This is a genomic window from Alkaliphilus pronyensis (genome assembly GCF_009017275.1).
Classification (GTDB): Bacteria; Bacillota; Clostridia; order Peptostreptococcales; family Natronincolaceae; genus Alkaliphilus_C; species Alkaliphilus_C pronyensis.
The window spans coordinates 73,177-94,595 of record NZ_WBZC01000010.1 but is presented as its reverse complement, the minus strand read 5'-3'; the positions used below and the strand labels follow the sequence as shown (position 1 = coordinate 94,595).

The following is a 21,419-nucleotide window of genomic DNA, read 5'->3' as shown; positions in this document are numbered from 1 at the left end:
AATCATGAACATAATAGCTATCCATAAAATAACCCCTTCCTTTAAAACTTTTCATCTCTTTCATCCATATATTATGTTAAGTAAATACCATAGGTGATTCGGCTCCACAGTTTTCCTTTACTAAATATATGCCATAATCAAGAGGTAGCCCAAATATTTGCTTAAGTGCCTAGGGGCTAGCATTTCTATAGGCAATGCTACTGGGTCTACTGTTGGCTTCAATTAGCCATAGCTTACCCTTCTTGTCTAATGCAATATCAAGACCAACTTCACCTAATGCTCCAAAGGAGCTTTCCATTTTATTTACTATGGCTAAGCACATATTCGACAGAATACTCCAATTGAGGTCCTCATGAGGTAAAGCTTCTCCTACCTCAGAAAAAATATCTCTAGCACCTGCTGCAAAATTAGTTATAATGGCCCCTGGCTTTGCAATTCTATAATTAACTCCAGTTATAACCCACATGTTATTACCATTTTTTTGAACTAACACCCTCATATCAAAGGGTGAATCCTCTATTTCTGCTAACAAAATACCCTGCTGTAATATTAAATCATCACCAACTGCTGTTTTTAAAAAACGACTTATTTCTGTTAAGCTGTTAAACCTCCATATCTTAACCTCACTGCCACCAGTTTTACAAAGATAACAGTCCTCTCTCTTTTCCACCCTATACACCCTCTTGCCTCTTCTTCCTATATTGTGCTTTATATAGCAATATTTATATTTTTGTAAATACTCACCTAACTTACATGTACTGAATAAAGCTGTTTCAGGCAAATAAATACTGGTTTCATTACTAATGCATAAGGCTTTATAGGTTTCCCACTTCCCAAAGGTTAATGTAGAATTAATCCAAGCAATGTTTTTTACTTTTCCTCTACTTCTATATCCCTTTGGGCCTTTGGCTTTTGGCAGTGAACCTCTATCATGTATAATCTGGGGAACTGGAATAACCCTCTTCATCCTTTTATAATCTAAAGGGCTTAAACAGTATGCTTCTACCCTGTTATTGCTCCAGTCTACACTTTTTAGGCTAAAGCAGGAGAATAGTATTCCCTTCTCTAATGCAAATTTAGCTCTCTTTTTTATTGATTCACTAGCATGGATGCTTTTCCATGATTTATTAGATATTGTTAAACCAATACTAGGACCTAATACTATTCCTTTACTTGTGTTTTTAACTAATCTTAATGCCTCCCCTTGATAGTAAGGCATTTCCTTTAAAATATCCTTTGATACTAATAATGTGTTGTTTGATTGATTAGAGGGTTCCTGTATTATTTCAACCCTCCATTTTTCTGAAGCAACCTGAATTATAATTTTACTACTGGCTTTTAAGCCTAGTAGTTCTAGTTGAAAAATATTTAAATAAAGCTTTCTTTTTTGATTACTGCCCTTAAAGGCCTTTAATTTATATAATTTTGACATTAATCTAACTCTCCCACCCTATATACTGTTGTTATTTATCTACTATATTAAATGTAAAATGTAAATATTTTGTGTATATTAGATATAATATTAAACAAATACAACTATATTTTAGAATGTAATAGAATAAAGATAGTAAATAGAGTTAAGTTCTCATTACAATAGGAGGAGTAGCAATATGGAGATAGGTATTATTTCCGACACACATATGCCAAAAAGGGCAAAAAAAATACCTCATGAGGTTTTAACAGCCTTTAAGGATGTCGATTTAATTATACATGCTGGTGATTTATGTAATGAAGCTGTTATTAAGGAGCTGGAGGCTTTAGCTCCAGTAAATGCAGTATGTGGTAATATTGATGATATAAGCTTGCAGCAAAAGCTGCCAAAAAAACTAAATATTAATGCTAATGGTTTTCTAATAGGGGTTATACATGGTGATGGTGGAAAAAGAGGTAAAACCTTAGATAGGGCTGTGGAAGCCTTTAAGGAGGATAATGTAGATTGTATAATATTTGGTCATAGCCACATCCCCCATATAAGCTTAAGGGGAGAGGTGCTATTGTTTAATCCTGGTTCTGCAACCGATAAAAGACGTAATAGGTATTTCTCCTATGGACTATTGACTATAAAGGATAAAATAGAGGCTAGAATTGTATACTTTTAAAAAGCCACTTTTTCTAAAGTGGCTAAAGATTGTAGACAAACCCTGAATATTTTCAAAACTACGTAAACCCGCTCAGAACCAAACGGGAATGAGCTTAAGATAATTCAGAAGAAGATATATTAATAGTTTAAGCAATAATATCTCCTGTTATTTCTACTGCTTTTAAAATATCCTTTCTTTTTACTCCAATATGAGTAACAAATCTAATGGCTCTTTCATTTCTTGGGTTCACTAAAAGACCCTTCTCTTTCATTTTGCTAACTAATTGATTAATGTCATATCCAGTTTCGTAAAAGTCTATATTAACAATATTAGTATGGATTTTATCAAGCTCAACTGAAACTCCTTGTAGTTTATTCATTTCTATGGCAAGGAGCATTGCGTTACTATGATCTTCCTCAAGTCTATCTGTCATTTTATCCAGTGCAACAATACCAGCTGCCGCTATTATACCTGCTTGCCTCATACCACCGCCAAGCATTTTTCTATATTTTCTAGCTCGTCCTATGAACTCCTTTGTTCCAGCTAATATACTTCCTACTGGTGCGCTTAATCCCTTTGAAAGACAAAACATAACAGAGTCAACATAGCAGGTAATATCAGCTACATCTATATTTAAGTAGTTAGCTGCATTAAAAACCCTTGCTCCATCTAAGTGCAATGGTAAGCCCTTCGCTCTTGAAAGGTCATATATTTCTTTTATTTTACTTGGTGGGATTGCAATACCACCAGCCATGTTATGGGTGTTCTCTATACATATTAAACCTGTTTCTGGAAAATGGATATTCTCTTGTCTTATTGACGACTCTATATCATTGATAGTAGGTAATCCATTCACACCCCGTAGGGTTTTAGCTTGTACTGCTGCAACTCTTGCAATACCCCCAACCTCATATAAATAAATATGGCAATTTTCTTCTAAAATTACTTCTTGCCCTGGTGTAGTATGGGCCATAACTGCTATTAAATTACCCATTGTGCCTGTAGGCACTAATAAAGCTGCCTCTTTCCCCATTTTTGCAGCAGCCTTAGACTCAAGATCATTTACGGTTACATCGTCTCCATAAACATCATCCCCTAATTTTGCATCTAATATAGCACTCATCATTTCAGGCACTGGCAGTGTCACCGTATCACTTCTCATATCTATGTATTCCATTGTCATTCTCCTTCCCTTTTCCTATGCTTCTATTATAAATTATTTTCTAAAAAATTAAAATGATGACATTAATTAAGGACTGATATCCCTATCAGTCCTTAATCAAAATATTCTAACAGTCTTGATTTACAAAAGGCTCATTAACCTGTGGCGGGAACAATGGTGGGAACTCATCTCCGCAAATAGGTCTAACCCTTGGCACCTGCTCACAGAAACCTGTGCTTAATACGCATAATTGTACAGGTACCTTAATTTTCTTTTCGCATGTTAGGCATAATGCTACTATTAAATTAACAAATACTTCCCCTGTCACTGGGTTAAACTGTATATCCCTTTGAATACTTTGAGTTGCCAATCTAGCTAGGAATAAAGCATTACAGAATTCTGTAAACTGTGGTAAGAATGCCCCTTCAAAAACTGATGGCATACATAATTCAAAGAAATTTGTAAGAACCTGATTCACTGGTACTTTACCCTTAAGGGTAGCTACATGAATGTGCCCTGATCCATCAATAAACTCTACATCTATTTCTACTAGTACAGCACCTCTTATTGTTATTTCTTGGGAGCCAAAAATTGGTGTTCCTTCCCCTATTTCATCACATTCACTGGTATCAGTGAATATTAAGTATTGCAATATCCCTGCAGGACCTGGAACAGTAACTGGGCAACCTTTTTCATCAGTTACAAATTGAGCTCCCGATAATGTTGTTTTAGGGGTAATAGATAAGTTCTTTGGATCATTTATATTTGATGGATTAAAGAATTTTCTAGCTCTAATATCTAATACCCTCACAATTCTTGACTTGGGCCCACATTTAGAAGCTGGTAATGTGCCAAATGGGACTTTAGATGCAGGCTGAAGACCTTGCAGATTAAAAGTAACTGAATCATAAACCTTATCAACAAAGATACATTCTCCCACAACATCATGTAAATTTCCATCAAATTTACAGCCAGTGTTGGCTATACAGCATCTATCTTCTATTGATTGGGCTTCAATAATATTGTTTGACATCCTATCATCTCCTTCTTTTATTATCATCCTTACTGTAAAATATGTATCACCTTGAATATAGGTGCTACTATTGAGTAATTTTTATTTAATTTCTGCATATATTTTACTAAAAAATGAATTGGATGTGATGGCTTGGCTTTTATAGGAAATATGGAATTTTTATTATGCTCTTCAAATAATGATTTATTTAACATTTATATGGATGACAAAAACCAAATAAGGTGTTTATCCTCAACTAAGAATAAATGGACCGACTCCCATTTAATTACTCAAGATACATCCCATAGCTTTGCTGCTACAATTGACCCTAAAGATAATATTCATCTTTTTAATACAGAGGATAAAAATAGGATAAATTACTATATCTATAAAAAGAAGAAATGGTTACAAAAGGCTTCCTTAAGCTTAAGTTTGAAGGAAGAAAAACTTCTATATCCCTATTGTATTTATCATGATAGCTATACTTACCTATTTTTTTATCAAAAAGAATTACAAAAAAATATATGTAGATTAAAGGTAATAAAATTCGAAAAAAATAAAGCAGTTGAAGCTACAGTACTATCTGTTGACTTTCAAGGTTTTGTTAATCCATTTAAGGTTTTTTCAATAGACAAAAGTATTTATGTCTTGTTTACTTCATTAGTAGAGAATAAGGAGGAAATATTCTTAGTAAAGCTTAATGAAGCTACTAAGGAGTGGGAAAAACCGTTTAAAATTACAGATACTTCTGTTAACAAGCTATATTTAGATGGTGTAATAGATAATACCAACAGCCTACATATAACATGGTGTAACTATGATAAAGACCAGCTTTCTGTGAATTATACTAAGCTGGACTTAAAGGAAAACAAAATATTAATTGAACCTAAACAGCTATCAGAGAATAAGCTTAATTGCTCCTATCCCCACATTCTTTTTTATAATGATGTAGCATTTGTTATATGGTATCAATATAATCATTTAGTGAAATGTACAAGTCAAGATTATGGAGAAAATTGGTCATCTGTTAAGATAATTGAAAAAAGTAAGCTAGTAAATTTTAAAAGATATAAGTTTGTAACTAATAATAATATGAATAGAATAATTGGTGATAGCTTTTATGGAACCCTTTATCCTACAATTCAATTTTTAGGGCTTGGAGGTGATATTGATGATGAAATATCAACAAGTTAGCTATAATTTTGTTCCAAAGGCTGAAGATTTAAAAAATAATTCTACACTTGCTTCAGTAAAGGATGATAATGCACAACTATTACATAACTCAAAATTACTAAATGAATTAGAGGAGCTTAAGGAAAAGCTGGATTTTGCTAAGCAGCAATTGGAATTAAAAGAATCTGAGCTTTTTTCAGCAACTACTAGGCTAGATGAATTAGAGTATCAAATTCAGAAATACAATGAGTTTAAGAATGATATTGATCACATAGATTCATTAAACATTAAGATAGAGAACTTGGTAAAGGAAAGAGACAGCTTGTCAATCGAAATTAAGCAGCAGCAGGAGCATATTCATACCCTTTATATGATTATGCTTGTACTTGCCTTTATTTAAGGTAAGAAAACATAGGCTAGAAGCTAAAGTAAGTCTCCAGCAACTAGCCTTTTAATTTTGTTGATTTTTAGTAACTCAACTACTCAATACTATTAATATAGTTTTTATGAACATATTCACTTGTCATTAGTGCCAGCATTGAACCATAGGTAAGATTAAAGATCATTTCATCTCCAACCCTATAGTCTTTTTTGCAATGGGTTAAATCCATTAATAAATGATCACTGCTGCCTCCAAGTACCTCTGCTTCTTTATCACAGGGAATAATGGTGTGGGTTGATATATCCTGCTTACCTACTGCTAGTATGGCTCTTTTCATTAAGCCCTTATCCTCAAAGGTAGGCACATTTCCAAATGCATCTCTTCCTATTTCACCTATTGGAACTGAGGGCTTTGTTTTAATTTCAATTATTTCTGCTACTAGTTTAAAGGTGTCTTGATATGCTTCTGGAATATCTCTTCCATAAGTACTTTCAGTACCTAAAAGTATAGCCTCACCAAACCTTAGATGATTTACTTCGGGAGGTATTTCAGAATTATTAATTAAATAAAAGCTACTGGAGTTACCACCACTTATAATATCTAGGGGTTTTCCCATAGTTTCTTCAACCCTTTTTGCACTGTTTATTAACTCCCCTAGGTTTTCTTTTGTTGGAATTACTCCACCAAAGCAGGTTAAATTAGTGCCAATGCCTACAAGGTCAATGTTGTTAAGCTTTAAAAGGTATTTAATAACTGCATCAAGCTCTTTTTCATCAAAAATACCTTCCCTTAAATCACCTAAATCTAGCATTAGTATTATTTTATGGGTTTTGTTTTGCTCTTTAGCTGCTTCATTTAAAGCAACTATAGTTTCAAGCTCTGAATTTAAGCTAATATCTGCATATTTTACTACTTCTTTTACTTGACTAAGCATTGGCAGCCTTAATAGTATTTTTTCAAGCTTAATGTGCTGCATTTTCAATAGGTTTTCAAGTCTTGAATCAGCTAAATATTTTACGCCACCCTCTGCTATAGCTTCTGCAATTACTGGGTTTCCACAGAAGCCCTTAGTAACAGCAGCAACATCTATGGAAAACCTATTGGCTTTTTCTACTATTAAATTACTATTATATTTTAGCTTAGCTAAGTTAATATCAATTCGTGGATTCATCCTTTCACTCCTCATCTATTCTCAGACTTTCCCTTAACAGATAAAGTGCAGCCTCTGGGTGTGGCTTTGACAATACCCCTAAAGAAGCCATAATATAGTTGTTGTCTATTAATACAGTGGCCTCATTATTTGGATAAAGCATATTTATTAGGCTTTTTTCTTTAATACTACTTAAAATAGCCTTGCCCTTTGGTAGTCTTGTTAAGGCACCACCTGTTCCAATAATATACTTTACGCTGGATAAATCTTTACCTTCTGCAACCTTAGTTTTTCCCCCTGCCCCATATAAAAATCTAAGCTTCCCTGCGTGTCGTTCTAAAGCTGTTAACACTGCCTCCTGTGTTAAAGCCTCTACAAACTCAATTTGCTGAGGGGTTTTAGGAATAGGTGTATGCTCCTTTATAAGAAGGTCTATGTCTTTAGAAAGCTTTTTACCTAATAGATCTTTTCCAATCCTATCAACTATATTCTCCATATTTACATAAACCCCTAGATCTCCTTCAACAGTCCTTTTTGCAACGGGCTCTGGACTTATTAGAATCCTATTTATCTCCTCACTACCTTCAGTTACCGAATGTAGATCTGTAGTTGCACCACCTACATCAAAGGTTATTAGACCCCCAATTTCCTCCATCAAAAGCTTAGAAGCCTCCATTACTGCTCCAGGTGTAGGAATTATAGGTCCATTAACCATTTCTCTAACCTTTAACATACCTGGTGCGTGAATAATATGCTCTTCAAAAACATCTTGAATAACTTTTCTTGTGGGTTCAATATTTAGCTGATCAATTTTAGGATACACGTTTTCTACACAATATAGCTTAACTGCTTTTTCTGCAAATATTTCCTTTATTTCTTCTTGATTTTCAATATTACCTGCATATATAACTGGAGCATTTAAATCTAATTCTGCAATTCTTTCAGCATTGTATATTGCAGTATCCCTCTCACCGTAATCTACTCCACCTGCTATTAAAATAATATTAGGTTGAATTTCCTTAAGCCTTTTTATGTCAGTTCTTTTTATCCTTCCAGCTGTTATTTGATGGATTATGGCCCCTGCACCAAGGGCAGCCTCCTTAGCAGCCCTTACAGTCATATCATGAACTAATCCATGAACAGTCATTTTTAGGCCACCGGCTGCACTGCTGGTTGCAAGCATTTCATCATACTTTATACTTGTAACCCCAAGCCTTTTAGTTAAATCATCTACAGCTGCCTTTAAGCCTATATTTACATCACCTTCAGCTACAGATGTAGGAGCTTGACCCTGCCCTATAAACTTAGGGCAGGAGGTAAAAATATCTTGAAAACCATTAACAACAGTTGTTGTACTGCCTATTTCAGCCACCAGTACATTAATTTTCATTTTCTAGTTCCCTTCTTTTCTTAACTAAAAATGTAGCAACGTGTACGCCCTTAGCTGTTTTTCCAAACCCTGCATCTATACCCTGTTGCACTGCAATTTCAGGTGTTACTTGAGTACCTCCGCAAGCAATAATAAGCTTTTCTCTTACACCCTTTTCTATAGCATATTCATGAATCTTTTTCATGTTTTTATAGTGTACGTCATCATGACTTATTATAGTAGATGCAAGTATAGCGTCTGCCTTCAATTCTATAGCAGCATCTACTAGCTTTTCTATTGGACAAGAGGTTCCTAGATATTCTACTTCTATACCCCATTTTTCAATTCCACCATGCTTTATGTCTATTACTTCACGAAGTCCAACAGAATGCTCATCTTCACCAACGGTTGCAGCCACCACCTTTAGAGGTTTTCTTTCTATTTCCTCCCAAAGCTCTTCATCCCCCATAACTTCAGGCTCTTCAGGAATACTTAGGGTTGAAATATCAAGATCAAATTCTACCTTGCCTTTAATCTGAACTCTTGTTCCCTCAGATGGATGCAATACTTCAGAGTGTATTACTTCAGGGTCTACTAAATTCATTTTCTTAGCAAATTCTATAGCTGCAAATTCAGCAACTCTTCTGCTTGTTGGTAGGAATAATTCTAGTTGAACAGTTCCATCGGCCAGCCATTCTACTTCAGGCTTAATAAGGTTTGTATTTCTATACTTTTCTGATTCAGCCATACGATTTTGGACATTATCGTTTTCGTCTAACTCATCTATATAAATTATCTTCTCTGGTTTTTCTAGTGTTGAGCCATCAATTAGCTTTGAAGGGTTATCCGCAGCAGACTCATCATATTGAGCAACATTATTATATCCGTAGTGGGCAGTTACTGGTGCCATATAATCTTCATCTCTTTCAAACACCTTTCCTGCTCCGATTCCAGCATCTATTTTTCTTACAATACCATCGCCATTTCTTTCTGGATACATTCCAGAGTCAACAAAAAATCCTTTTTCTACTGCCTCAAAATAACCTCCAACCTCAAGAAGCTCCTCAAGATATAGAACAGCCCTTTCCTTTAGCTCTCTAACCTTATCTGGTAAATAGCCTTCTTTTTTTAGCTCAACCATTTCCAATAGTCCATCTAAACCAACTAGAGTTTGCTTTGCAGTATCACATGCTTCAATGTTATAGATATGCCACGGTACATTTCTTCCTTCATCTGGAGTAATTGTAGATTGTATGTCAGCACTTGTAAGCTTAGAGATCATCATATTCATAACATGGGTTACTGTAGCTTCTCTTGAGGAGGATGTAATATATTTAGTATTTTGTTGGGCCCTCATCTTGTACTCAGAGAAAAGCTCTCTTAATGCTACTGCATAGGGTAAATCATACTTAGTACAGGGTACTGGAGCAGCTGATGGTGGTACAGTAGAAAGACAAATATCTTCTTTTTTCATACCAACCTTATGGGAAAAAATAGAGTTAATTCCGTGCTGAACCATAAGCTCAGGCATAACCTTCCAGGCATCTCTAGCTGTAGCATTTGCATTATGGGCCCCGTCAATTTGTGCCATATTTGCCCATGCCATTACCTTTTTAGACTCAGCTGCATCAACAAAGGATCTGACCATGTTAATATTTCTATACAAAACATTATATTGTGGATCTTGATGGGCACCATTGACCCCTTCTTCTGCAAACATAGCCGCAATATCAGGTCCCGCAACCCCTGAAACATAGGAATGATAATTTATTGGTCTACCAACTTCTTCTTCAATAAAGTCCAATGCTTTTCTCTGGGCCCTCACCTGCTTTCTCGTAACAGGGATACCTCCAATACCTTGAGGAGAGCCTTCAATAAGTCCATCATAATGGGATTGTCCAGCAGTTCTAATAACCATTACATGATCTGCACCATGCCACGCAGCCATACGCATACGACGAATATCATCTTCGAATCTACCTGAAGCTATTTCTGTAGTAATTGTTTCTTGTGGCTGTGGGTCTAGGTTTTCAAAATATCTAACAGCAGCAGGAATACCTATTGAATTTTTTAATGGCTCAGAGCAATCAGAATAGGTATGTGGACCTTCTGTAAGGTTATCTACCTTCTTTCTCCATGTCCAGCCTCTTCTTTTAGGTCTATAGTTCTCTAAATCACTTAGTATTTCCCTAATATCCATTTTTTCATTTATATCTACCTTTTTCATTACTGATTCCCTCCTCTAAAGATTGCTACAGCATCTTCCCAATGCTTACCTTCAAGCATTTCTAAGCCAGCTTGTCTAAGGGGGATATTCTTTTCTTTAGATATTCTATATACAACATGACCTACACCTTTGCTAATTAAGCCTCTATCTATAGCTCCTTCAACTAAAGGCTTAGCCTCTAAGCTTGAGAAACCCATTCTTAAAAGAATAGAACGCTCAACAGAGGGTGTTGTATGGGTTCTAGCTAACTCTAACAAAGGTTCTACAGCCTTTTCCGCCAAGTCCCAAAACCTTTGCTTTAACTCCTCATCAGAAAGATTAGCTAGATGCTTTCTTCTTTCATTATAATCGTCATCTCTTTTAAAGCTGCCCTTCATAATGTACCTCCTCCTATAACATTATTTAAATCACTATTTAAGTGCTATAACTATAGTTTTTTACATTTAATTTCGTCTATAGTCTTTTGTACATACTCTACATTAGTTTTAGTTTCTATAGCTAGAAACTCTATGTCCTCTTTGCTTAGCTCTTCTGCCTTAGTGACTGATAAGCAATTTTTTATATAGGATTTCCTAATATTATTTAAGTCTAAATCCTTTGCTTTAATTAGCTTAGGATGCTTAGGTAATATAATATTTTTACCTGGAATCTCATCCTTCGGATCACCAAGCTTAACCTCTATGCCGTTTTCCTTAGCAAAGGATAACTGTGGCTGAATATGCTTACCTGCTCCCGTATACTCAGTTTCTTGAGAAACAATGATTTTATCCTCCTCAAGCTCCTGTGCTATGCTAAAGGCAGCTGCTAGGGAAGTGTTACCAGCAGGACCTCTTTCTAAGCCTTCCAGCTGTGCTAAAGCTTCTGTCATGTAGAATACTTCTCCTTGATTAACCAAAAGGTATCTATCCATATACCTTAATGGTCTTGCTGCTGAACGGGGAACATCTGAACGATCTGGCCATGTTGTGAAGGGTATTCCAAACCCTGTGTGACCAGTTGTAAAGGATTTTTTATTAAATTGTTCATCGCTTGCCATATGTAAGCCATGAAGATTAACACTAGCCCCCACAACTTGAGCCTCTTCTGCACCTGCCTTTATTAAACCTCTAGCTGTTCCCGTTAAGTTACCGCCTCCTGCATTTGTACAAACAACTACGTCTGGGTCTTTACCAACATATTCTCTGAACTGAGTGGCTAGCTCATAACCCAACGTTTCAACTCCAGCTATTCCGAATGGAGTATACAACGAAGCGTTAAAATATCCAGTATCCTCAAGAAGCTTAAGGAATGTATAGAATAATTCTGGGCCAACTGTTAATTGTACTACCTCTGCACCGTAGGCTTCACATTTTCTAGCCTTTTCAATGATTTCTGGCTGACCCTTTAAGGAGCTGTCATAGCATTCTTGAACAATAATACACTTTAAACCATGTATTGCTGCTTGACTGGCTACTGCAGCACCATAGTTACCACTAGTAGCAGCAATTACACCCCTATAACCTAATTTTTTTGCATGGTATACAGCATTTGCTGCCCTTCGCGCCTTAAAGCTACCAGAAGGGTTGGAGGCCTCATCCTTAATAAAAATTCTGGCACCTTTACCTTTAGGAGCAAGCTTTCTTGCTAATGCAGTAAGGTTCTTTAACTCCAATAGGGGAGTGTTTCCGACTCCTGCCTCCCCTTGAATTTTTTGCATTTCAACTAACGAATAGCCTGTTTCCCTCATCATTCTTTCATAATCAAAGGAAATTTTACCATGTTCAAATTTACTAAAGTCAATTCCGACAGCCTTTTTCATTATTTCACTTTTCCTTGACATTACTGCTTCATAACTATTTTTACTCATTTTTATCACCTTCCCACAGTAAGGTCTTTAACTGGAGCCCTATTTCCAACAGCTCTGGCACGAATTCTCCGAAATTGTGGCTATAATATGGGTTAATTTCCACTAGCCTTCCTTTAACTTTTCTTCCTGTAATAGTTTTAACTTCAACAATATCTCCAATTGATGCATCTTGAAGAATAAAGCCCTTTGTCCACATTTCTAGGGGTACTTTCTTGGTATCATCAGGTATGTTAGGAGATCTTTCTTCTGCTGTTAAAACAATATCGTGGATTCGTACCCATGTTCCCTTCTTAGCATTCATTGTACATCCCTACCTTTGTATTAAATCTCTCATATCTCCCATTATTGCCCTTGGTACTGGCAAATCTAACATGGTTTTTAAACCAGGAGAGGCATTTATAACATGAGGAATCATATTAACACACATAGCTATAGTACCAAGTCCACCTTCAACCTCTGGCTTGTTTGCCATGTTGATAGAGGGAGTACCCTTTATTACAATATAATCACCAGTTTCTGTACCTTCCATTTCAGGCTCAATTTGCTGTGGATGTATCATATCTAGTTTAACTTCACCGTCAACCCAGCCTTGTGCTGTCATGTTAACTCCGGCTACATTCCCTGCAGCAGCAAATCCATAGGGGGATTTTCTGTCAACAGTTGTAACAATCGGCTTCATTTGCTGTTGAAACTTATCGACCTTCCAGCCAATTGCATCAGCAATCATTCCTATTGATTCAGCAAACCCTACGTGTCCAGCTAAGGTGCCTTCCTCTACACCCTTATTAAATTCATCTACAGTTATACCTACACCTTGCTCCTCCATAACTGCAGGTCCAAATGGTGATAAGCTGTTTACCCTTTTAGCTTCTATGTGTTCTACATCTACCATACACCCTGTTAGACAAACAACTAATAAATCCATTATTAATCCAGGGTTAATGCCTGTACCAAGAATTGAAACGCCATTCTCCTTTGCAATTCTATCTAATTCTGCTGCTAAATCAGGATTTTGAGCTTGAGGATATGCCATTTCTTCAGCAGTAGAAATTACATTAACCTTTTTCTCTAATGCCAGTTTAAGTCGTGGAAATGCACTTTTAGTAAAGGAGTCAGTTGCACAAAGACATACATCACAGCTTCCCTCTGTTAATACCTCTTCAATATTAGGATTAATTATTACCTCTGGTCTATCTTCTCTTTCTATTCCTAGTACTTCATACATGCTTTTTCCTACTCTAGCCTTGTTTCTATCACATACCCCTACTATTTCTACACCCTTTTTCTTCAATAGCATTTTAGCCATACCACTTCCCATAGCACCAAAGCCCCAGATTGAAACCTTTACATTTTTCATCTAATATTCCTCCAATACTTATTGATATTATTTCTTTTATTACTATTGCAAGTATCTTGCCAAAATAATATATATTTTGAATTATTATTCAGAGTTTTCTTTATAATTAGTTTTTTAAAAATAAATAGTATTAATAAAAATAGCTAAGTTTCACTTACTTTCTAGCTTGGCGGCACTTATCTATTGCTTAAGAAGCGGGAGTGTTAGTAACGCCGCTGGGATAAGTATTATTTTTCAATAGATATGATATGAATATACGCCTAATGTATAATAGATAAGCAAAATACAAGCAAAAACGCAAATATATTTGCTTTAATATGCAAATATATTTGCGTTATATCTGGTATTTTTTTAATTTATGCTGAAGTGTTTGCCTTTTTATATTTAAGCTATTGGCTGCTTTACTTATATTACCATTGAACTTTTTAAGATTAGCCTCAATAAGCTTTCGTTCTACAGCTTGTAATACATCATTAAGTCCCATTGCTTCTATATTAGTAAAATCGTTAGTTAAACCTTCACAAACATTAATTTCGTCAAAAATGTAATGGGGAAAATGCTCCTCCTTTAAAATATGCTCATCGTGGATTATGTTCATGGCACCTTCAATTAAATTCTCTAGCTCCCTTACATTACCTGGCCATTTATATTTTAGAAAGTGTTTTTGCATAGCCTCTGTAAGCATCCAAACATCCTTATCTAGTTTATTGTTAAATTTATTTATAAAAAATTCTGTTAAAAGAACTATATCTTCCCTTCTATCTCTTAAGGGTGGAATAAATATATTAACAACATTAATTCTATAATATAAATCCTTGCGTAACTTGCCTTTTTCGATTATTTCCATTGGCTCTTCATTTGTAGTAGCAATAATACGAACATCTATAGGTATTTCCTTTAAGCCACCTATTCTTCTTACATAGCCCTCTTGCAATACTCTTAATAGCTTGGCTTGAAGCAGTAAGCCCATTGAGTTAATCTCGTCTAAAAGTATTGTACCGCCATTTGCCTGTTCAAACAGGCCTGGTCTATCAATCGCACCTGTAAAACTTCCCTTTGTAGTACCAAATAGAATGCCCTCCAACAAGCTCTCTGGCAGAGCAGCACAGTTCTGGGCCACAAAGGGCTTATGCTTTCTAGTGCTTTGATAATGTATACTTTGGGCAAAAAGCTCCTTACCTGTTCCTGTTTCACCGTATAACAAAACTGAGGATGATGTGTTTGCAGCTCTTCTAGCAATTTTTACAGCATCGAGAAAAACCTGACTTCTACCCTTCAAATCTTCAAAGGTGTATTTTTGAATTTCTTTCCCCTTAGTACTTTTATTTGGAATTAACTGCTGTTGAAGTCTTATTATTTCCTCTGATAAGATCTGTATTTTGGTAATATTTTTTGCTATTTCTAAAGCCCCAATTTTTTCATTCATATAATAAAGAGGTATTGTCGTATTAATAGTAGTAATTTTTTTTCCTTGATTATTTAGGTATGTTTGACTTTGATTATATATTGGTTTCTCTGTTTTTAAAACCTTTAATAAAGTGCTCGTCTCCTGATTGAGGCTGGTAAAAACCTCCAATAGGCTTTTATCCATTACATCCTTCCTATCCATACCCTCGAGGTCTGCCATTGCATCATTATATAGTATGGTTTTTCCATCATTATCAAGAACATGAACTCCTTCATCTATTGACTGCAAAATTTTTTGCAGTATAGCCATTATCATTTTTTTAGATTTCATGGCATTCACCTCCCGATGCAATGTAGTAGTAAACTAAGTATTAGCTACAGCTAACTATATTCTCCCAATGGGATATATCTCCCTGCAAAATGAACCTTCTCTCATTATTATTAATTTCAATTATATTTAAACAGGTTGAGTTCATGTAGGTTCCATTCCATAGGTCTTTAATATCTTTGTTTTCAAAATAAGTGATTAGGGTCCTTAATACTACTCCATGGGTAACCACAAGAACTTTTTTCCCCTTATATATTTTGATAATCTTTTCTATTTCTTGCGTAACTCTTTCATAAAGCTGCCCAAATGTTTCACCACCACAGGGCTTAAATAAATCTGGTCTATTCCAGAAGCAATGGTACTCATCTGGTGAATGCTCTTCTATCTCCTTAATAATTTGACCCTCCCAATCGCCTATATTCATTTCCTTTAATTGATCATTAGCTAATATTTCTATGTTTTTTCTGCCCTTTATTAACTCAGCTGTCCTATAGGCTCTACCGCTTGAGCTAGAGATAATAATATCAAGTTCAACATCATCTAATCGCTCTCCAAGCAAAATCGCCTGTTGTTCTCCTAATTCTGTTAGCTTTGAATCCTTTTGTCCTTGAAATCTTCCTTCAAGGTTCCATTCTGTTTGTCCGTGTCTTGTTAAGTATAATACAGTCATAAAATCCCCCTATTCTCACTAATTATAAGTACAAATATGTAATGCTATAAGTAGTTGATGCCATACAATTTAGATATTGGTTAAAAGTCACCCATTCTACCCAATTATTTCATGCTGATTTACTGCTTATAAAGAAAACTTAGTTCAGATGGAGTTTTAACTCCACCTGAACTTTAGTTGCACTTATTTCGAAGCTTGGCGGCACTTATCTCCCTCTTAAGAAGCGGGAGTGTTAGTAACGCCGCTGAGATAATTAGTTAATTCATGTTTATCGCTTTATTTATTTCAAAATCTAACTGGAGATCTCTAGGATCACTTTCATACAGCTCTTTGTTGATTTCTTCTGCTTCTTTACAGCCTAATGCAAAGTAAAAGGCAATAGTTTCTTCAGCTGAACCTGCACATATATAAAGCTTATCTATCTTCCATTTTTTTGCTTCCTCTACTGAAAGCATAAAGAGCTTCTTTCCTATTCCTTTACCTCTGGAATCAAGAGACACAAATAGCTGGTCTAATAGTACATGCTTATACCTGCATCCAAACGTGGTTGAATTTAATGTAATAAAACTTATTAATTTATTATCATTAAAGGCTCCTATTGCTATACCACCCTCCATAATAGTTTGCTTCAAATCATTGTAATGATGTTCATAACCATTTGGCCAGTCAGTATCATGATAGTCTATTTCTACTAATTGGCGCTTCCCATCCACCTCTCTCCAAGCTCTATTAATATACTGATAAGGATTCATTTCTTTAATTCTAACACATTCCTCTATGGTAAGATTACGATATATTATATTTTCCATACTTATCCCCCTCAATAGAACAAATTAAAGTGTCAAATTAACACCTTTTAGTGTAATAGATTAACTGATGTTTTTCCTTAAAACCAACTCTCTTATATAGATTAAGCGCTTGTTCATTTTCTGAATTAACACATAGTGTAATTTCACTTACTGTATTAAAAGAAATATCCATTTTAATGCCATAGTTAATAGTTTAACTCCGATACCTTTACCTCTCTTTGATTTATCTACAGCAAAAAATTCTATGCTTCCTTCTCCAAATCTCGGATTAACTTCAACATAGACATAACCTGTTAAACTTGCTTTTTCAATATCTACAAATACTTTTCTATAACTGTTAAGTCTTTCAATTATTTTGCTACCGCTATAATATGCATTTGAAAATGTGTTATCATGTAAGATCTCCATTTGTTTATGATAGTCAGCAGAAAGCTCAATTATAGGTATATTTTCTAACTTATGAGTAAAACTACGTTCAAAAAATAATATTGTCTGATCACTTTCTCTTTTAAACTGCAAACTGTTTACTAGCTCTATACAGTTTTTATTCTCTTTATTAATGAACATGCTCATTATTTCTATTTCATTTGGAATTAATTCTAGCATCTTGCTCCATAAATCTAATACAGTATCCCATTTTGATTTCTCAATAAATGGACCCCATATTTCAACATTGTTGCTTTCTATATCTGCATCGAATCCTAACGCTCCAATAATTTTATCATCATTAATGGCAATTATAAAACTTTCTGTGAAAGGTATATCTGTTATATCTTCAACTAGTGAATTTTCTATCTCTTTACTGTCAGTTCCACAAAAACCTATATGATTTTCCTCATTTCTATTCATTCTTGATATGAAGATTGAAAGCTCTTTAATATCTTCTTTTCTTGCAAGTCTAGTTTCTATCATAATAGGTGTTTCTCCTTTTTCCTATTCTAACCACATTCCCCTAGTCTAGCAGCCTTAATTACATATAAATAATCCCTTAATGTATCTCTATCAACCTTCATTTGCTCAAGATATGAGTCTGCTAGTGATTTCTTTAGTCGTAAAATAGCTTCTTAATTACTACTTTTCTTCATCCTTAACTATTAACATATTTGAGTCATCGAATTCCCAGCATTCACCATAAGCAACTTCCCAATAATAGCCGTCAAGGTCTGTAAAATACCCACTATAACCACCCCAGTCAGTTTTTTGGGGTTTTTTAACGATTTTAGCACCTGCCGACTCTGCCATACTCATTATTTCATCAACTTCTTTATTGGATTTTCCGTTGTATGCCAAGGTAAATCCAGGAAAACTAAACCCGTTACTAATACTAGGGGGATTTTCCTTATTTACATCTTTAGCTAGTTCTTCTAATGGAAATAGGGCAATTTTTGTGCCTTCATTTTTAAAAAAGATAATATCAGGATTTGCTTCTTCCCCTCTTATAGAAGTATCAAAGCCTAGTTTTTTATAAAATTCATAGGCTTTAACTATGTCCTTTGTTCCTAAGGTTACAATATTTAATCTGTTCACTTTATAGCACCTCTCTTTAATTATAATAAAAAAATATACCACTTTTAGTTCTTTCTTAATTCTCTTTTAACAATCTCCCCATTTGGTTTTTACATCACATTAAGTATATGTTCTTTATGCTTAACCCATCTGGGTGAATAATATCTTCCTTATATCCAGGTACTTCAATAGAGAACTCTGTTACATCAGTGACTTGTGATAAAATTCTTTTAAGACCATTTATAAAATATACTGGGTGAGTATAACCCTCATTAAAATATAAAAACGATTCACTTAACACAATTATAAGTGTATTTCCTTTAAAATAAGCATCTCTTACCTCTAAATCCTTAAGTATGTTTTTACCCACTGGGTTATTGCCATAACTAACATTGTTTTTAACTAAATCTGATATCCAATCGTTAAGGATGATTTCCAGTGAAGAGGATTCCACTTTTTTAGTATAAGTATTTTCTTCTCCAGAAATCACTTCTACATAACTAAACTCATATGTTCCTGCTTCAATAATTATTTCTTCATTATTTGTTGATGTACATCCACCTAAAAAAAATAATGTAATTGAGAAGAAGATTAAGAAAAAGTAATACTTCATCTTACCACTCCCAGTAATTCATTTTACTCTACTTGTTTTTTCTATATTCTTTAATCAGCTTAACTCCTCAGTACTCTTCTTTATTATATTTGATGCAGTATGCAGTGTAAAGCTTCCTAATAATATGATTACCTTTAGTTTTTATTTCTCATATTTATTACTAAATGTATTTTCTTAAGAAATCTTTAATTGCATTTTCCATTTGTGTTAAACCAGGCTCTTCAATTGGAAAATGTCCTGCATTCTCTAAAATAACTTTGCTTTTGGGGGCAGCAATTTTATCAAAAAAAAGTTCACTTATTCTTATTGGTGTCCACAAATCATTTCCAGGATGAACCATTAGAACAGGTACCTTATTGAAATCTTCTGGCTCAACAATTGGGGTACTGTTCATCATTGACAATAGAAAATTTAAACTAACACTGCTTCCAGCTCCATGCTTGTCCTTCAATAGCAACTCTAACATCTCGTTATTGTTAACAATCGCCTCCATGTTTGTTACCATTTTAATTGGAACTTTAATTGTTCTCATAAACTGTGGCAGCATACTTAGAAGCCTCAATCCATGTGCAGCTTGAAACTTGTTTTTAGCAGAGTACAGTCTTACTTCCTCTTCACGATTATCTAATACATTAGTAAAAATTAATCCTTTAAGACTATCATGGTTACAAGCAACATTATAGGCTAACATTCCTCCAGCACTTAACCCAAAAATAAATACATTTTTTCCCTTTGACAGCTGATTTTCAACTATTTTATTTCCAACCTTTATCCAATCATCATATGTTATACCTCTTCTGTATTTAGTAAATCCATAGCCAGGTAAGTCAGGACAAATAACATTGTATCCAGCCTCTACTAATGGTACTGCACAAAAAGACATAAGGCGTCCATTTCCTCCTACTCCATGAAAAACAACAATGGTAGTTTGAGAGTTGCTATCATATTCATCAATGTGTATTTCTATTCCCTCAGCTTCTATGTACCTTTCTTTAGGCTTAATAGCCTCACTTATTCTGTTTTTTTCTGGTAATAGGCATTGTAGCTCTTTCCATAAGTTATTATTACTATACATTATTTCATCCTCCTACATAATAAAAGCAGTTAATAATAAGGAAAACCATTTTTTACAATACTTACATATTTTAACACTCTTTATTATTGCATTTTGTAGAAAACCATAATTTCTTTCCCCCACATTTGCAAATATGCTCTGCTTCTTGTTGAGAAAGCCATTTTTCCACTCCAATTTCTTTAATTTTAAGGGTGTTTTTAAATGTTAAATGATGATGCTTCATACCAGAATTGATTCAGTAATCTCTACAACATTTCCTGCAAATAGCTCAAAAACAAAAGCATTTAACACCTTGTTTGTAATTTGCTATATTTTTAAATCATATAGTAATTAAATATAATCTTATGATTCGTCTGCCTCTCTAATTTTAAGCTTAAGTAACAGCACGGTGCTGTCTTCTTCTATCATTTGTTTTAAAGACTCTGAGTCTTGATAGTTGTATGCCACCCTTATTGAATCTTTCCCTTGTCTGTATACTGCCAAAACTATTTCTTCACCATACTCTATTCCAACAGTTTCACTTCCAATTGCATAGTCCCAGGTATAAATACCTGAGTTATCCAAAAAGTAGTTATCTACAGTATGTGGCAGTACGCTAACACCTGTGGAGTATAAAAACAATAAAGGTTCATTACTATTAGAGTTTATTATTCCAAATCCCATTTTTCCTTCTTCTACTTGATTTGGGCTTAAGCCATAAGAAAGCTGTGTAATAGGTAACGGTGTAACAGCTTTTCCGTTACTATAGCCTTCTACCCATATGTTGACCCAGCTTTTATCGGCTACATTTAGCTTAAAATTAAAGTCAAATAATACACCTAGGTTTAAGTCTTTAAATGTGTTTTCATACTCAGAGCCTACATTTGAAGAAATGTAAGCGATTGTTTTGTTATCTACATCTTTATAGCTACAACCTACATTAGCAACAAAGCAAACAATAATAATTACCAAGTATTTATGTAATTTTATTTTCAATATAATCCTCCTCAAACACAGAATTAGTAGTAATTAAGCCATAGAAATAAACAAAACTTCTACAGAGAGCAATGCTATATATAGCGCAGTTCTTTAACATTTAGTGTAATAATACCAAGTATAACTAATAAGACTGTAACACAAATACTTAAAACCCTTTGATATATCTTCTTAATATGCTTATGCATAACTTCTTTATCCTGCCATTTAACATTTCCAGGTCTACTACTTCCCTAACTCTGAACCATTTACTCCCTGAGCTACACTAATGATGAAA

Annotated in this window: 22 protein-coding genes; 3 read left to right on the top strand and 19 right to left on the bottom strand. The window is 34.5% G+C overall.

From position 1 onward, the window contains the following. Positions 1-169 precede the first annotated feature (169 nt). Positions 170-1,432, bottom strand: a complete 1,263-nt coding sequence (locus tag F8154_RS03180) for a YheC/YheD family endospore coat-associated protein (protein ID WP_151860142.1) — start codon at positions 1,430-1,432, stop codon at positions 170-172. A gap of 178 nt (positions 1,433-1,610) precedes the next feature. Between F8154_RS03180 and F8154_RS03175 the strand changes: the two genes are divergently transcribed. Then, positions 1,611-2,099: a metallophosphoesterase family protein gene (locus F8154_RS03175; RefSeq protein WP_151860141.1), complete on the top strand. Its 489-nt coding sequence runs from the start codon at positions 1,611-1,613 to the stop codon at positions 2,097-2,099. Positions 2,100-2,226: 127 nt separating this feature from the next. On the opposite strand, the gene ltaE is transcribed toward F8154_RS03175, so the two are convergent. Both ltaE and F8154_RS03165 read right to left on the bottom strand, forming a co-directional pair. Next, the gene (ltaE, locus tag F8154_RS03170) at positions 2,227-3,258 is read right to left on the bottom strand and encodes a low-specificity L-threonine aldolase (RefSeq protein ID WP_151860140.1); all 1,032 of its coding nucleotides are present in this window, start codon (positions 3,256-3,258) and stop codon (positions 2,227-2,229) included. 112 nt (positions 3,259-3,370) lie between these two features. Continuing rightward, complete coding sequence (locus F8154_RS03165; protein WP_243141147.1) at positions 3,371-4,276, bottom strand: hypothetical protein; 906 nt, start codon at positions 4,274-4,276, stop codon at positions 3,371-3,373. A 132-nt stretch (positions 4,277-4,408) separates the two neighbouring features. Between F8154_RS03165 and F8154_RS03160 the strand changes: the two genes are divergently transcribed. Both F8154_RS03160 and F8154_RS03155 read left to right on the top strand, forming a co-directional pair. Beyond that, complete coding sequence (locus F8154_RS03160; protein ID WP_151860139.1) at positions 4,409-5,449, top strand: hypothetical protein; 1,041 nt, start codon at positions 4,409-4,411, stop codon at positions 5,447-5,449. Next, positions 5,427-5,828: a hypothetical protein gene (locus F8154_RS03155; RefSeq protein WP_151860138.1), complete on the top strand. Its 402-nt coding sequence runs from the start codon at positions 5,427-5,429 to the stop codon at positions 5,826-5,828. The genes F8154_RS03160 and F8154_RS03155 overlap by 23 nt, the downstream gene beginning before the upstream one ends. A 79-nt stretch (positions 5,829-5,907) precedes the next feature. On the opposite strand, the gene orr is transcribed toward F8154_RS03155, so the two are convergent. The 16 genes from orr to F8154_RS03080 all read right to left on the bottom strand — a co-directional run bounded on the left by orr (position 5,908) and on the right by F8154_RS03080 (position 21,142). Beyond that, entirely contained in the window at positions 5,908-6,981 is a 1,074-nt protein-coding gene (gene orr / locus F8154_RS03150) for an ornithine racemase Orr (RefSeq protein ID WP_151860137.1), read from the bottom strand. Between the two features lie 4 nt (positions 6,982-6,985). Next, positions 6,986-8,350 (bottom strand): GlmL-related ornithine degradation protein, encoded by a 1,365-nt coding sequence (locus F8154_RS03145; RefSeq protein ID WP_151860136.1) that lies wholly within the window; start codon positions 8,348-8,350, stop codon positions 6,986-6,988. Next, entirely contained in the window at positions 8,340-10,556 is a 2,217-nt protein-coding gene (gene oraE, locus F8154_RS03140) for a D-ornithine 4,5-aminomutase subunit OraE (protein WP_151860135.1), read from the bottom strand. Before oraE ends, F8154_RS03145 begins: the two co-directional genes overlap by 11 nt. Then, positions 10,556-10,933, bottom strand: a complete 378-nt coding sequence (locus tag F8154_RS03135) for an ornithine aminomutase subunit alpha (protein ID WP_151860134.1) — start codon at positions 10,931-10,933, stop codon at positions 10,556-10,558. Before F8154_RS03135 ends, oraE begins: the two co-directional genes overlap by 1 nt. A 50-nt stretch (positions 10,934-10,983) precedes the next feature. Continuing rightward, positions 10,984-12,402, bottom strand: a complete 1,419-nt coding sequence (gene ortB / locus F8154_RS03130) for a 2-amino-4-oxopentanoate thiolase subunit OrtB (RefSeq protein ID WP_151860133.1) — start codon at positions 12,400-12,402, stop codon at positions 10,984-10,986. Next, a complete protein-coding gene (ortA, locus tag F8154_RS03125; protein WP_151860132.1) occupies positions 12,395-12,703 on the bottom strand; it encodes a 2-amino-4-oxopentanoate thiolase subunit OrtA in 309 nt (102 codons plus the stop codon). The genes ortB and ortA overlap by 8 nt, the downstream gene beginning before the upstream one ends. A gap of 9 nt (positions 12,704-12,712) precedes the next feature. Continuing rightward, positions 12,713-13,759: a 2,4-diaminopentanoate dehydrogenase gene (ord, locus tag F8154_RS03120; RefSeq protein ID WP_151860131.1), complete on the bottom strand. Its 1,047-nt coding sequence runs from the start codon at positions 13,757-13,759 to the stop codon at positions 12,713-12,715. Between the two features lie 334 nt (positions 13,760-14,093). Continuing rightward, on the bottom strand, positions 14,094-15,497 hold the full coding sequence (locus F8154_RS03115; protein ID WP_151860130.1) for a sigma-54 interaction domain-containing protein: 1,404 nt from the start codon (positions 15,495-15,497) through the stop codon (positions 14,094-14,096). 40 nt (positions 15,498-15,537) lie between these two features. Further along, complete coding sequence (locus F8154_RS03110) at positions 15,538-16,164, bottom strand: histidine phosphatase family protein (protein WP_151860129.1); 627 nt, start codon at positions 16,162-16,164, stop codon at positions 15,538-15,540. A 257-nt stretch (positions 16,165-16,421) separates the two neighbouring features. Then, entirely contained in the window at positions 16,422-16,973 is a 552-nt protein-coding gene (locus F8154_RS03105) for a GNAT family N-acetyltransferase (RefSeq protein ID WP_151860128.1), read from the bottom strand. A gap of 147 nt (positions 16,974-17,120) precedes the next feature. Then, a complete protein-coding gene (locus F8154_RS03100; RefSeq protein ID WP_151860127.1) occupies positions 17,121-17,885 on the bottom strand; it encodes a GNAT family N-acetyltransferase in 765 nt (254 codons plus the stop codon). A gap of 159 nt (positions 17,886-18,044) precedes the next feature. Then, a complete protein-coding gene (locus tag F8154_RS03095; RefSeq protein WP_151860126.1) occupies positions 18,045-18,500 on the bottom strand; it encodes a VOC family protein in 456 nt (151 codons plus the stop codon). A 94-nt stretch (positions 18,501-18,594) separates the two neighbouring features. After that, on the bottom strand, positions 18,595-19,092 hold the full coding sequence (locus F8154_RS03090; RefSeq protein WP_151860125.1) for a hypothetical protein: 498 nt from the start codon (positions 19,090-19,092) through the stop codon (positions 18,595-18,597). Between the two features lie 160 nt (positions 19,093-19,252). Further along, entirely contained in the window at positions 19,253-20,167 is a 915-nt protein-coding gene (locus tag F8154_RS03085; RefSeq protein WP_151860124.1) for an alpha/beta hydrolase, read from the bottom strand. A 70-nt stretch (positions 20,168-20,237) separates the two neighbouring features. Next, a complete protein-coding gene (locus tag F8154_RS15005) occupies positions 20,238-20,390 on the bottom strand; it encodes a hypothetical protein (protein ID WP_192930135.1) in 153 nt (50 codons plus the stop codon). Positions 20,391-20,509: 119 nt separating this feature from the next. Beyond that, complete coding sequence (locus F8154_RS03080) at positions 20,510-21,142, bottom strand: hypothetical protein (RefSeq protein ID WP_243141146.1); 633 nt, start codon at positions 21,140-21,142, stop codon at positions 20,510-20,512. Positions 21,143-21,419 lie beyond the last annotated feature (277 nt).